General features: G+C 46.9%; 12 protein-coding genes and 1 pseudogene. 1 reads left to right on the top strand and 12 read right to left on the bottom strand.

Features of this window, described 5'->3' with window-relative positions; translation table 11 throughout:
• Window positions 1-15 precede the first annotated feature (15 nt).
• The 3 genes from BP71_RS07785 to BP71_RS07795 all read right to left on the bottom strand — a co-directional run bounded on the left by BP71_RS07785 (window position 16) and on the right by BP71_RS07795 (window position 5,317).
• Window positions 16-3,432: a TonB-dependent receptor gene (locus BP71_RS07785; protein ID WP_496378002.1), complete on the bottom strand. Its 3,417-nt coding sequence runs from the start codon at window positions 3,430-3,432 to the stop codon at window positions 16-18.
• A gap of 159 nt (window positions 3,433-3,591) precedes the next feature.
• Entirely contained in the window at window positions 3,592-4,623 is a 1,032-nt protein-coding gene (locus BP71_RS07790) for a FecR family protein (RefSeq protein ID WP_496378003.1), read from the bottom strand.
• Window positions 4,624-4,741: 118 nt separating this feature from the next.
• On the bottom strand, window positions 4,742-5,317 hold the full coding sequence (locus BP71_RS07795; RefSeq protein ID WP_496378004.1) for an RNA polymerase sigma factor: 576 nt from the start codon (window positions 5,315-5,317) through the stop codon (window positions 4,742-4,744).
• A 264-nt stretch (window positions 5,318-5,581) separates the two neighbouring features.
• Between BP71_RS07795 and BP71_RS07800 the strand changes: the two genes are divergently transcribed.
• Complete coding sequence (locus BP71_RS07800) at window positions 5,582-6,070, top strand: hypothetical protein (protein WP_496378005.1); 489 nt, start codon at window positions 5,582-5,584, stop codon at window positions 6,068-6,070.
• A 656-nt stretch (window positions 6,071-6,726) separates the two neighbouring features.
• On the opposite strand, the pseudogene BP71_RS07805 reads toward BP71_RS07800, so the two are convergent.
• The 9 genes and pseudogenes from BP71_RS07805 to BP71_RS07845 form a co-directional block, all read right to left on the bottom strand.
• A pseudogene (locus BP71_RS07805) lies at window positions 6,727-6,859 on the bottom strand (integrase core domain-containing protein); the annotation flags it as partial.
• Between the two features lie 159 nt (window positions 6,860-7,018).
• A complete protein-coding gene (locus BP71_RS07810) occupies window positions 7,019-9,094 on the bottom strand; it encodes an endonuclease/exonuclease/phosphatase family protein (protein ID WP_496378006.1) in 2,076 nt (691 codons plus the stop codon).
• Window positions 9,095-9,385: 291 nt separating this feature from the next.
• Window positions 9,386-10,129, bottom strand: a complete 744-nt coding sequence (locus BP71_RS07815) for an LCIB family protein (RefSeq protein ID WP_496378007.1) — start codon at window positions 10,127-10,129, stop codon at window positions 9,386-9,388.
• Between the two features lie 56 nt (window positions 10,130-10,185).
• Entirely contained in the window at window positions 10,186-11,202 is a 1,017-nt protein-coding gene (locus tag BP71_RS07820) for a bestrophin family protein (RefSeq protein ID WP_496378008.1), read from the bottom strand.
• Window positions 11,203-11,206: 4 nt separating this feature from the next.
• Window positions 11,207-11,872 (bottom strand): ion channel, encoded by a 666-nt coding sequence (locus tag BP71_RS07825; protein WP_496378009.1) that lies wholly within the window; start codon window positions 11,870-11,872, stop codon window positions 11,207-11,209.
• A 38-nt stretch (window positions 11,873-11,910) separates the two neighbouring features.
• Window positions 11,911-12,228: a hypothetical protein gene (locus BP71_RS07830; protein WP_496378010.1), complete on the bottom strand. Its 318-nt coding sequence runs from the start codon at window positions 12,226-12,228 to the stop codon at window positions 11,911-11,913.
• 77 nt (window positions 12,229-12,305) lie between these two features.
• The gene (locus tag BP71_RS07835; protein WP_496378011.1) at window positions 12,306-12,662 is read right to left on the bottom strand and encodes a hypothetical protein; all 357 of its coding nucleotides are present in this window, start codon (window positions 12,660-12,662) and stop codon (window positions 12,306-12,308) included.
• 150 nt (window positions 12,663-12,812) lie between these two features.
• Complete coding sequence (locus BP71_RS07840; RefSeq protein WP_496378012.1) at window positions 12,813-13,571, bottom strand: SDR family oxidoreductase; 759 nt, start codon at window positions 13,569-13,571, stop codon at window positions 12,813-12,815.
• A gap of 79 nt (window positions 13,572-13,650) precedes the next feature.
• Window positions 13,651-14,049 carry a helix-turn-helix domain-containing protein gene (locus BP71_RS07845; RefSeq protein WP_496378013.1) on the bottom strand — a complete coding sequence of 133 codons (399 nt, stop codon included), beginning with the start codon at window positions 14,047-14,049 and terminating at the stop codon, window positions 13,651-13,653.
• Window positions 14,050-14,146 lie beyond the last annotated feature (97 nt).

Raw genomic sequence — 14,146 nt, forward strand, 5'->3', positions numbered from 1 at the left:
CTTGAAGTTTTTTGTTTAAAAGGAAAGGTTGACACCCAAAGTGTAGAGTGAAGTCTGAGGATAAACTGCTCCTCTTCCCGAGACTGTTTCGGGGTCCAGGTTCCATTCGTTGAGCTTTGAAAAAGTGAGCAGGTTAGTCCCGGAAACATAGACGTTCATTCGCTGAATGAAAGCCTTTTCTGTAAGCCGTTCAGGCAAATGGTAAACAAGCTGAATGTTTTTCATCCGCAGATAAGAGCCATTAATCATCATTCTGTCGGAAGAAGAAAGATTCCTCAGATCCGACTTCAACGGCCGCGGAAAACGGGCGTCGCGGTGCTCCGGAGTCCAGTAATTGTCGGTATAGATAGCGTGGGTAAAGCCCTCATTGTTTCCCATTTCGGCCAATGCACCGGCCAGGCGCGTTTTCACCTGCGCTGCACCCTGGAACAATAGGTCCAAAGAAAAGCGTTTGTAGGACAAGTTGAAAGAATTCCCGAATGTGTATTTGGGAAAACTGTTGCCCAGGTATTTCCTGTCGCTGGGATTGATAATGCCATCGCCGTTAGAATCGACATACTTGACATCGCCTGGTTTGGTGCCCGCAACAAGTGTAGGATATGCGGCAATTTCATCTTCCGTCTGAAACAATCCATCGGTCTCATATCCCCAATGCGAATTGATCGGATAACCCTCACCAATGATAAAGATCGGATCGGTTTCGTCGGCGCTGATGTAAGGACCTGTTCCGGCAAGGCTCACCACTTTATTTTTATTGATATTCAGATTCGCATTCACATCCAGCGCAAACTGGCCCCATTTATTCTGAACATCCACGGCGAACTCCCAGCCGTTATTATCGACCACCCCCGCATTCCTCGCAGACGGATTCAAACCCAGCGTGCCCGCAACCGGCAGCACCAGCAGGATTTTGTCGGTTCGCTTCCTGTAATAATCCACAGTGAGTGAAATTTTATTGCTGAAAAGCTGGGCATCCAGACCGATATTCGTTTGGGTCGTCGTTTCCCAAGTGAGTTCCGGGTCGGCGAGGTTGAGCTGGGCATATCCCGAGGCTGGCGCACCGTCAAAAGTATAATTGACGAGGCTCAACGTTGGAAAGTAACTGTAAAGCGCAACGGCCTGGTTACCGTTTTTACCCCATGAGCCTCTCAGTTTGAAATCGTTGACATAGGTCCCGAACTTCTCCCAGAATTTTTCATTCGAAGCTCGCCAACCCAATGACATCGAAGGAAAATAGCCGTATCGCCTGTTTTGCATAAAACGTGACGATCCGTCATACCGGCTGTTTACTTCAATTATATATTTGTTCTGATAAGCGTAATTGATCCGGCCGAAAAATGACCGCAGTCCCCACTCGTAGTCCGCGCCGCCATTGTTTTTCGTATTGTCGTTGGCGCCCTGGCTGATCGACTGAATGTTGTTGTTATAAAAGTTCTGACGAAATGCATTGACATTGTTACCTACATTGCGGATCTGTGAGTAACCTGCCAAAACGCTGAATTCATGCGCGCCTAGTTCTTTGGAGTAGGTTAGCAAATTATTAAGCGTGGTCTCCCGGGCGAAAATCCGTTCCTCGTTCAGAGAGTTCAGCAGGACATTTTTCCTGACAATATCCCTATTATAATAATCGCGCACCTCGTACTTGTTGGCGAACGATTTGGTCATGGTGTTATTGAACCGCGCCGCAAACTGCGTCGAAAACACCAGGTCGTTGGTAATGGCCCAGTTTCCCTTAAAATTGCCGACGATGTAATCGTCGTTCGTTTTGGAAGTGCCTGCGATTTCCGCATACATCAACGGATTGTGCCCCTGTGCGCTCAATCCATAAGTTCCGTCCGGGTACTTCGGAACAGCCCACTGGCTGGAATGGAACATGCGGTTATAAATATTCTCGTAGCGGTTGTTGTCGTTAACCAGCGAAGTAAAATGGGTATACCGGTAGTTCAGGTCTGTGTTTAAGGTGATTTTGGAAGACAGTTTAAAATCCGTATTCAGTCTTATTTCACTGATTTTGGAGCCGGAATTAGGGACGATCGCATCCTGGTTTTGATAGCGGAGACTAAGCCGCGATTTCACGCCTTCGCTCCCCCCGCTGATCGACAACGAATGATTTTGCTGGGGTGCAACGCTGTAAAGAGTGTTAAACCATGTGTTGGGTAATGGATATTTAAACCTGTCCGTTGCTTTGACATATTCCTGGATATATTCCTCGGTGTATTTGGGCACCACCCCCGCATTCACAGCTCCCACATTCAACATGCGCATGAAGGCTTCCAGCCCCATATGCTCCGGCTTGTTATTGGCCCGCTGTAATGCATAATACCCGTGGTAATTCACAGCCAGTTTACCGGACCTGCCCTGTACAGTAGTCACCAAAATGACTCCGTTGGCGGCGCGTGAGCCGTAGATAGCTGCCGATGAAGCATCTTTAAGAACGGATACCGATTCAATGTCATTCGGATTGATATCCGACAGCCGCTGCTCGATCCCGTCGACAATGACCAGCGGGTTGTTGTCGCTCAATGTCGTTACGCCCCGCACTCTGACCGTCGTATTCGATTTGCCCGGTGCCCCTCCATTGTCGATGATCGTAAGGCCCGGCAGTTGTCCCTGTAACGCCTGCTGAATGTTGGATACAGGCCTTCTCACCAGATTTTCCTTTTTGATCGTACCTACGGCCCCGGTCATGCTGCCTTTCTTCTGCGTACCATAACCCACCACGACCACTTCGTCCAGCACCTGTTTATTTTCCTGCAACACGACATTCAGCACCGCCTGTGCCCGGACGGGAATTTCCTGTGAAAGGTAGCCTATATAGGAAAAAACAAGAGTGCCGGCCGCGTCCGGCAATTCCAGGGAATAGTTGCCATCCACGTCGGTGGGCGTTCCGATATTTGTGCCCTTCAGAACCACATTTACTCCCGGAATTCCCCCGCCGGACGCAGCCGTTACTTTACCCGAAATTTTGAACACATGATCCTGTTCCATACGGGGCTTGTTTTCGACGGACCCGCTTTCCTGTTTGGGTAGAACACGGTAAATGATAACGCTTTTATCCAGTTGTTTGTAAGCGAACGGCATTCCCCGCAATGCCAGGTCCAGGGCTTCGCTCACTTTGTAGTTTCCTTTGGCCAGGCTTATCGATTTGTGAGAGGTAATGTCATACTCGTTGTATGCAAACCGTAGTTGCGTTTGTTTTTCTATTTTTTGAAACAACGATGTAAGCTTCTCATTTTGCAATTCCAGTGTAACACGTATGTCTTCAAGCTTCTGACTGGTAGCTGGCCGAGCCGTCAGCAGCCCGATGCTCATGAAGAGAAGAAACAGGTAACAAAAACTCGCCCGCATTACGAATAGTAGATGGCGGTTGTGGAAAAGAGCGCATAAGTGTCCTCTTCCCAAACCGTTAGGTTCAGTAATAAAAAATTTCATACTTTGCATTGCTTTTAAGATTGGAACATGATTTTACAAGCACTCCGATCCGTCCGGCCGCAATCCGGATGGGTCTTTTGCTTTACAACCCAATCGGATTGTAGGTGCACGATCTAACTATCATCAATATACGTCATAATCTTTCTGTTTGTATCGTTCTTACTTGCATGGGGCTCCGCCGTCCAGTGTAATGGTGCCATCGACATGGACGGCATAGGATAACTGGTTCACCCCCGCAATTACTTTCAGAATATGCTCAACGTCCTCTCCATTGAAGAACGACGCGCTCACGTGACATTTTTCCAGGTCTGGATTAGTGAGCGTCAGCCTGACATCGAACCTTTCTGCCAGGACAGCCACCGCCTCCTTCATGGTTACATTATCCAGTATGATGAACCGGTCCTTCCACCCCGCAACAAGTTTGGCATTCACATGTTCAATAGTAAACTCACGGGTAGCAGTATTCACAACAATCAGCTGGTCGGGGGTTATCACGTCGTAAGTTTTTGTCTCATCCCCTACCTTGACCCTACCTCTGGTCACCGTAACGCCGACCTGCTGCCCGCCGGCAGCAGCAGTCACATTGAATGCGGTCCCCAGGACCGTCGTTCTGATCTTACCCGTATGCACGATAAAAGGCTTTGCCGGGTCGTGTTTTACATCAAAAAACCCTTCCCCGGTAAGCGTCACGCCACGTTCGGTCCTTCCGAAGTCTTCCTGATCGTAGGTTAGTTCGCTGCCCTGGTTCAACAAAACCGTGCTGCCATCAGGGAGATGGATTAACTGCTTGTCGGTGAACCTGACAAGGTGCTGATCAGCTGCTGAAACACTTGTAGATTCCTTGCGGCTGCTCAACCGCTCCTGATCTGGACGGGCGTTGAGCAGCCACCAGGTTCCAAACAACACACCGGCAACCATAGCCGCCGCTGCCAGCCAGGTATGGAGACGCAGTACTTTTACTTTCGCATCCACCAGCTTCTCCCGGAGCCTGCTATCATAAACTCCCTCCATCCGTTCCAATTCCCGCGGTGACGCCGACGACAACATTTCGTTTTGAAGCATTTCAACGATGTTATTCCCAAGTAGATCATCATATGAGCCGGTTTTAATCAGCTCGAATAGCTCTTCAATCTCTTCTTTTGAAGCAGTATGATTAAGATAACGGCCAAGTAAAATCTCAAAGCTGTCCATGTTTTTTTTGCTGGGTTGCTCATCCTGCAAATGCTGAAAGGCATCCGCTGGCAACCCCGTTTATGTATAAGAGAATAAAAAGTGACGCAGTAACTAGTTGCCCGCGTTTTTTTTGCGGTCAGTGAAGCAACGATGCTACCAGGTATGCAAGGACAATGGTGTACCGTTGCAGGCGAAGCTTAATGGATTTGAGCGCGGCCGTAATGTGATTGTTGACCGTATGAGCCGACAGGTTCAGCAATCTGGCGATCTTTTCATGGCTCATTCCCTGGATTTTGGCCAATTCAATCACGCGTTTTTGTTGGGGAGGGAGGGCTTGGATGGCATGGTTCAGCAGCGCTTGGTAATCTTCGCTACTGTCAGCCTCATCAGCATGCTCCATTTGTAGGTATTCGAGGTAGGCTGTCGATTCCTTTGCGAGCTCTTTCATGTGTTTCAAACAGAGATTTCTGGTCATCACGACCAGATAGTTTTCAAGTGCGCGGATTTCCTTAAAGTCCCGGCGCTTATCCCAGATCACAAGAAAAATCTCCTGTACGATATCTTCAGCCATGCCGACAGAACGCAGATACCGGTATGCGACCCTATAAACGGCGATTGAATAATGTTCGTACAGCTGCCTAAAGGCGACTTCATCCCCGCAGCTCACCTTGACCAGCACATCTGCCTGATCAGGTAATGGTTTCCTGTTCAATTTTTCGGGCAATTTATATCTTCCAAAAATATTGAAATACTTGAAAAGAACAATTAAATAACGGTAGCATATAACAATAATATAATACACCATAAATACCAGGCTAACGAGCCCATGCGGAATTCAAATGCTGAAGGCAATGACAATTCACCTTCGTTTTCCAACAACCGGATTACGTAAAATCGCATTCCAGCACGATCTGTCGGCCGGGAGGAGGCGCAACCATTTACATTTGCCATCACATAATTAATCCATTCAACAGCCATGATGCTTATCACCATTTTCCAGTTACTTTTAAATCTGATGGTCCTTGCAGCAACGACGCAGGGTATTGACCAGTTACTTTCCTTTCAGTTTATGGGTGAAAAATCCATCAATAAGGGCGATTGCGAGGCGACGGGCTGCATCCGCGTAGAAGCCGACAAACTGTTGATCCGGGGCAACCACTCAGGTAACCGCTACATCGAAATCTATATTGGCGCACCGGCCTCAGTCGGGCAGTATAAGATCTCAGCCAAAAACCGCATTGAACTTTGCCGTGGCCGCGGCAAAGAAAACAAGGTTTTCGAATCCGTATCCTACACATGCCGCGGATGCGACGCCAGTTTCCCTGTCGGCACCATTAACATTACACGTCTGGACGGACCGGGGGGCTACATCGAAGGTAGCTTCAAGACCTCACTTTCCGAAAAAGGCGTTTGGAAAGACGAATTTCCTATTGAAGGAAGTTTCAAGGTGTACAGGGAAAGATAGCACTCATCCGGACATCGTTAGCCTCGCTATGATGTCTGGATGCTTTCTGCAAAGCTGAGACCAATCCAGGATCAGTTCAAGTTAAGTGAAACAAGCAATGTCAAAAAATGATGGCAACCGGCTCAGAGCGGATTAAACTACAGAATGCGACCCTTGCCGATCGGGCGAACTTGCAACAATTATATCGGACATGAAATCGTCCGGATGGTGTTCGACAATCGACTATACTATGAAAAAGGTAGCTATCTAACACCTTACATCCTCTCAATCCTCAAAAGCAATTTATTGAAAAACAACCAGTTAGAAGAGTTCATTTTATACAAAAAAGGGGGAAACATTGCTATTTTCCCCTCAAGTGGAGATGCAGGGAGTCGAACCAAGTTTACAATTATCTGAAAATAAGGCGATAATACGGCCACTCTCCCTGATACTACATACTTGACGCATGTTGCGACAACTCTCAAAAATATCTTAGCTAATGTTCAGTCAACATCCGATCGTTCTCGGACAGCTCACTATTATTCAAATATAGCAAAAGATCTAATTATGCCGCCGGTTACCAACGATACTCCGTAGATTGGCTACTGAACAAAAGTGGGTGTAGGCGATTGTAGTTATCCATCCATTCATAAAATACGAACCGCAGCGGCGGCCGCTTGTTCTAGCGATTCAAACAAGTAGGCATTTAACACGTCTTCTCTATATTTCCGGTTCAGCCTTTCTACATAGCGGGCCGCCGCGTCCATTTTGCATCAGTTTACCTGGCTGAATGTAATGCATCGCGATACCAATCGCTTGGGGGCGCCCGCAGATAAGCGATCGTGCGATGGAGAATACTCAAAAGAATATCAAAATCCACCCTATTTCTAATAGTGCGAAAGCCCGTTTCAAGATCTGATGATAAAAGACTTCATTAAAACCGTCAACCTTTAAAGTTACAGTTTCGGCTTATTTCACTGGATTTATTTCAAAGGTTGTCAGAACGGCAGCGTGATCAGAAGGCCACACATCATCGATTTCAGCAGGCGTCCTCAGGATTTTTGAATCTATCACCCTGATACTCGGCCCCTTGTAGTAGATAAAATCAATCCTGTTATTTAAAAGTTGTCCGTAAATAGGAGCAAACGTACCTTCCGGCCTGGATATCTCGTCCGGATGGACTTTGCGGAAACTATCAAGATAACCTTTTTCAATCAGATATCTGGAAACTGGAAACAGGACCGGACCGTAACCATGATGAAGTCCCGCGGCTGCGGCTGTCCAATCCAGGTGGCTGCAAGAGTTAAAGTCTCCTCCCAGAATCGTGCCCAACTCCGTCCCATCGCTATGCGGATCGGTATCTTTTTCTAGGATAAGACGGATATCTTTCAGGGCCAACGCCGAATCCTCCCTAACCCATTCCCTGGGATCAAGACCGGTGTTGGGGTAACACCAGGTATATTCCGGTCGATATGCGTATCTCAGCCAGCACGCATTGACCAATATCCTTTGCTTATCGCCCAGATGCAGGTAAGCCGGATTGGAATTCATCGTCCCAGATGAAGGTAAAGAAGATATTGGATAGCGACTCAGAAGTGCTAGGTTACCCTGCGGTGAATCTGTCTGCAGGAAATATTTGAGCGAGTCCGCAATCTGCCGTTGCGACCCGTATGCTTCCTGCATCATAACAAGATCCGCTCCACTAACCATTATCAAATCGAGTATTCTGTCCAACCCGTTATACGGGAGATGTACACCCCCATGCCAGATGTTCCATTGCAGTACTTTCAAAATATTCCCACTGGTTTTTCTGCCTCTCGTAACCGTCTTTTCCAATGAACTCTGAGCTGGCGTTGGGACAATAGCTTTATTGCTTAATACGAGAGAAGGAACAGCTATCTTAATTATGTTGCCTGGCTTTGCCTTTGGGCTGATATCGGCTGTTACAAGAAAATAGTTAGCCCCTGCCGCCATGCTGACGGCCTGACCAGGGTCGCTAAATTCCATGTGTCTCTGCAGGACGCTTGATTCAAATAGCTTCCTTCTGATACCGGACCGGGGCGATTTTCCTGTATAGAATACCTGAAGGCATTCAATGTCAGACAGCTCAGACATTGCTGATAAATCCAGGCTTATACCGTTCAAAGCAATCGGTTTCTGATCACCGTTGACGGCAATCCTCAATTTCAGGATTTGCTGCTGCTTGCTTCCTTGATCCGAATCCCATTCATTATCAATCACCACAGCATTAAAAACGGACTGTGGTCCGGAAGATCGGACAAATCTGGGATTCTCGCATGGCATGGCATATGCTAATGGCGCTTTCCCCCGGAAGTTGATTCTGCCGTTCCTTAGGTGATAGGGTTGTTCTGCTTTGCCCACCCAGTTAACTGCAATATCGTTTATCCCATCATCAAAATTGTAGTACGCGACAAGGGCGTCGAACTGCGGATGTGCAGGCCCAAGTGGCTTTCCCAACCATTCATTGAGAACCAGAGGCGAAATACCCGCATTCCACACTCTGACCTCATCCAAAAATCCGGCAAATGAAGTTGACTCGCTTTGATGAATGCCTATAGCGCCCGGTATAACGGGAAAAGCGATTCGTGCGCTGTCTGCCAACCTTCCATCCAGGAAAAGATAAGTCGAACCCCCACTACAGCTAAGTGCAACATGGTGCCAGTTCCCGTCCAGCACGGCTTCCGAGTATAAGTTCGCCTTAGGGCTGCTTAACCGGCCATTGGAGATAACCAGGGGCAGATAATCCGCAATATTAAGTTCACTGTATTCACCACCCCCAAAAACAACTTCCTGCGCTTTCCACCGGTCGTCGTCTCCTTTTATCCAGGCTTCTAGTGTCCATGATCCCCTTAAGATTCCTATACCCGTCCTGACGTTGTTATCCTTCCCGTCAAGCCGCAAAGCCAGATTAGGCAACGTACCTTCTGCGTGAATTGTCCGGCAGCACAAAATAAGGAAAAGAAGGACCGCCAAACATTTATTAAACCAGGCAACAGACTTAACAAAGGCTGACAGCCAATTCATAATCCTACAAATAGACATACTGACTTTCAACAAGTAAACCCAATTACAAAAAGTAAATCCAACCAATAAACACGTAACAATGCATCTGCGATTAGAGGAGAACACCCGACCTTCCCCTATTTCCAGCCAAAACTTTTAGAGTTCCAATCCAACTTCACCCCACGACGGATGGTAACGATGTTCGGCTTGATTTGCCCGTCGTGTTTTCGGTTCCTCCGTTGGTTCAAAAAGAGCAGACTCGCCTTCGGGTTTGCCATTAAAGCTCCCTCACCCAATTTTGTATCCCTTATTTTACTGATAGTACTCCTTCATAAGGCTTTTTCGCTCACCGGTTTCAAGGTTAATATACTCGAACTTTTTATACTGGCAGAATGAGCCCATTTCCTTATCCCCATTAATGAAAATTGCGCCCACCAGGATGACATATTTGCAGGGGTAACGGGTTTGTTTCACGAGCACTTCTATACGATCATCTATGGCCTCATACATGACTTGCGTTGCTTCAAATATCTGATTTTGAGCAGTCACTATCCTTTTTTTATGGTGTAGAAATATCTGCTCGATCGTATTCATCTGCAAGTCCAGCGAACTGATATTGCCTTCAATGATCTGGTCGCTCAAAAGTTTGCCAAGAGCCCCCTTGGCTGCCCCACAACAGGCGGAGTTTTCCCTTTGCCCAATCCGGCTGATTTCACCGATAATACCCTGATTGGTAATACCTATATGGGGCGCATAGAAGACAACGACTGCTCCGTTTTCGGGAACGTGATGCGCAAAGGCGTTCATGCCGGTCAAACCCGCAAAGGGATAGCCGTTCAGCCCACCCATTTTAAAAGGCCCAAGCATCTGATAAGCTCTGGGAGGATATTGAATAGCGTTCACGTCGTCGCAGCACATGCTGTCAGCGTGCATGAGCTGTTCAGGTTTTAAATCCAGGTGTTTTTCGATGGTATCCAGCAGGCGGTCAATGGTCTCAATGGAGGTCAGGGCGTTAGGATACCATTGACGGACGGTATCCAGATGTTGATTGTTCATAATGTATTTCCGTAATAAAACTTTTTGTTACCAGGACTCAACAGATTTTGCCTCTGTTACATTAGAATGTGATTAATCGCCGTAATCGGTGCGGGCAGGTTCTTTTCACCAAGCATTTCCCGGAGGTCTATTTCTATGTTCCGGCTGATCTGGGTGATGGGTATGTCGTTGGCGTTTCCCTCAAAGGGGTTCTCAGTTGATTCGCCAATCTGCTCTAAAACCAAAAAGACCCATCCCAGCAAGACGCTGAGTGGTATAGCCAGCCAGATGATATTTTCGCCCAATTTCTCAGTGAGCTTTGAAAGTTCGCCCAGAAAACCCAGGGGAAGCAGCAAACAAAGTGCGTTGGTAAAGTACAGATTGATGCTGGAAAACTGGCGAGGATAGGGGAAATTTTTGATGCGCTCGCATTTACCCTGCTGTTCATACAGTTCTTTGAGCAGGTTCTGCAAAGCGACATAGTTATAATCTCTGATCGTACCATTCTCGTTAAGTGTTTTTAGCTGCGCCGATTGTGTCGCGATCAATTGTGTGGCTCTGTTTTTGGTACCCATGATGTAATCATGTTCACTTTCGCCCAAAAAGGCTTTCAGCTCCTGCTCCAGGCTGCTTTCCCATTCAGGAACTTTATAGTGTTTAAGATATTGCAGGTTATAGCTCCGTTTTTTTACGTTTTCCCAGCTTTTGATTTCCCGCAGTTGGAAGCGCAACGCGGTAAGCCAGGCGAAATGCCGGTAAAAGATCTGCCGGTGGACGGCCGCTTCCACTGTTTTATCCTGCGTTCTTACAAAGTCCCGGACCATGACCCCGAACGCCCTGCTATTATTGATGATAGCCCCGTATATCTGCCTGGCTTCCCAGCTCCGGTTGTAGGTCTGCGTATTCTTGAACCCGGAAATAAATGCGGTAGCGGTGCCCAGCAATGCCACCGGCACCCAGGGAAGGGCCAACCATTTCCAATCCATAAAATAAAACAACGTGGTCGGAACGCTGCTTATCAGCAGCATTTTGTAAATCTTCGTCCGGGTCCAGGGGATGAAATGATGAAGTTTATAGTGGCTCGCAGTGTTCATCTGTTTATTTATTGTCTGAGGAAAATTTGCTAATCAAGATGCCTACCAGTACGACCGTATAGAATTGCCCGGCGATACCGATAAAGGCGGTTATTAGTTTGGTTACAGGCAGATTGGGCGTAATATCGCCAAAACCGATGCTGGTAAAGGTAATCGAGCAGAAATACACTAAATCAATGAAGGTATGCGCGGGAGAGGATGTATCAAGGCCTTTGAACGCTTGTCGGTTCTCGTATTCGAAATACTGTAATAAAAAGACGGAAATTTCAATGAGTAGGAAATATCCACAGGCGGCCGCTGAGATAATGTCGGTGTTAATGTAGCCAGGTTTGATCAGGAAACGCAGAACCTGTCCAAACAGAAAACAGAAGAATATCACATAGTTGATATTGAGCAGTGTAAAATACCAGGCGACATCCCTGAAAAACGGGATCCCGATCGGAAGCAATAAGATGACTATAAAATGCAGGTTGCGAAGCCAATGCTCCCAACTATGTCTACCGTTGAAAATGAAAATACTGCCTATTCCCAATACAAGCATGTTAACCGGCCAGATAACTCGGGTATAAAAATCAAGGTCGGAAAGGAAGATACCAATGAATAAATGCTGTAACAATACCGCTAGCAGCAATTCATATTTCCGATTTGCAAGCTTTTTTATGGTATCCATAGTCACATTTAAGTCAGATCGTCGCCAACCAGGGCCTACTACCTTGCCTGTCCGATATCAAGGCGGTCGAACTTTCCTTCCGCATTTTGATGAAATCTAAAAAACACGTAGAATCTCCCCAGGTTTCCGGCCCGGAAATCACCATAGATATCCTTTCCATTATTTTCAACTTTGTCAACCGTAAGAAATTTCTCATTCCCCAGCGCCTTTGCAAAGAAATGTCTGAAATTAATCTTATCGCCCTCATCGGTCATCTCCGGCATTTCTGTAAAAAAAGAATACCAGGTCTGATCTCCGGCTTGCAACGCCTGAATGGCCAACCTTACTTTATCATTAGTGATTTGTGAATAATCCATATGAATCTGACTTTTGTCAATTTTTAGATCTTGCATTGGAGTCCGCTGACCACTCGCAAAATGCATTCATAAAAGCTTCATCTTGGCCAATTTTTGAGGGGATGTTGCAGGTATATGATCACCAGGTTCAAAAGAAAGAACGGCAATTCGATCGCTACGCCTTTTAGGTCGCGGCCAAGCAGATGACAACAGATGATCAGCAAGATACCGGCCGCCATCAGAAAATTGCCCCATAAAAAGGTCTTCGGATAAAGGATCAACAGTGCGGCAAGCATGGTAACAATGCCGTTAATCATAACAGCAGTTCTACCAAATCCCCATTTGCCGAACATATCAAGCATCTGGACTGTGCCGGTAAGCATGCCGTAGCCCTGTTTAAAACCCATGCATACAGCGCCTAACATCAAAAGCGCATTGATCGTTTTTAATATCACCGTATTTTATCTTTTATTACTGGTGGGCATTTCCATTTAAATATTTTCCTGGATTCCACTCAAATTCTTCGTAAATCTAACCCGCTGTGTTAAAAAAGGGCTCCAACATTGCTTGTGTTGGCATGGGAGCCCGTATTACTGTTTAAGCGCTTACCGGGTGGTGTAGCCGCCGTTAGCAAAAATCGTCTGGCCAGTAATCCACCAGCCGTCTGTTACCAAGAACTCAACCAGGGGTGCGATGTCGCGGATGTCGGTCAGACCGCCCAGGGCAGACGCGGATTTGTGATAGGCTACCGCTTCCTCACTTTCCTGACCGTAAAAGAACGGGGTGTCCATTGGCCCGGGCGCCACTGCGGTTACAGAGATTCCCCTTGCGCCAAACTCTTTGGAGGCAGCCCGCGTATAATGTTCTACGGGTGCTTTGAGTCCCGCATAGGTAGAATATAAACCCGTATAAGCGGCCAGCAGCGAGGTGACGATCGTACATATCTTACCGTTTTCACTGAGCTTCTTTCCCGCTTCCTGGATAAAGAAGTACGCCACCTTCGAGTTAATATCGGCCATGCTGTCGTAGTCTGCCTCTGTGGTTTCGGCAAATGGCTTTTTCAATACCTTTCCGACTGTATTGATTGCAATGTCGATACGGCCAAATTTCGCGATGGTTTCATCGAAAAATCTGGTGATGTTGCTAACCTGGGTAAGATCACCCTGAAAAAGAAAGCCATCCGCTCCGGCGGCTTTCACCTCGGCAAGTGTTGCTTCTGCCTGCGGGCGCGCGCTTTCGGTGTTGTAATGGATGGCCAGTCTGGCTACACCTTTTTTCGCAAGATTACGAGCCAGCAGACCGCCCAGGTTCTTTCCGCCGCCGGCGATCAGTACCACTTTGCCTTCGAGATCACTTTTTGACATGATGCTTGATTTTTCGTTTAATGATGGATCAAAGGTAGCGCCCGTGCGCACAGCAGGCATGGTGAACTTTTCGGAATTTTCATTCGGAGGCATGACTCTTTCGTCGGTACTGCCCGGGCGTCATTCCGGAATATTTCTTATAAAATTTTGTAAAATTAGACGGGTCATAAGTTAGTTTCCGCGCGATTTCGGCAGCCGAATAATCTGTCTCGCGCAACATCTGGTTCGCTTTTTCCAGGATCTTTCGAATATAAAAGTGACATGGATGATGTCCTGTCAGCTGTTTCATGATCGCTATCAGGTGCTTATGAGACACACACAATTTTCTTGCAATGTCGTTAAGCTCCATCATTTCCGTTTCCAATCCATTAACCAGATTCGATACGTGCACATCAATTAATTCAAAGTAGTTACTGATCAATTCCCTGTGTCGGGGAAAGCTATTCCCGTCCTCGTCTGCTACATGATTTTTAATCATAGATACAATCCGTTTGATTCCAGATAAGTGCATGATACTGTGCGTTGGCTTTCAAAGAACTTGAAAGATAGGTAAACTCACGCTCCTTGCCAGACCT

Source organism: Dyadobacter ginsengisoli DSM 21015 (assembly GCF_059568735.1).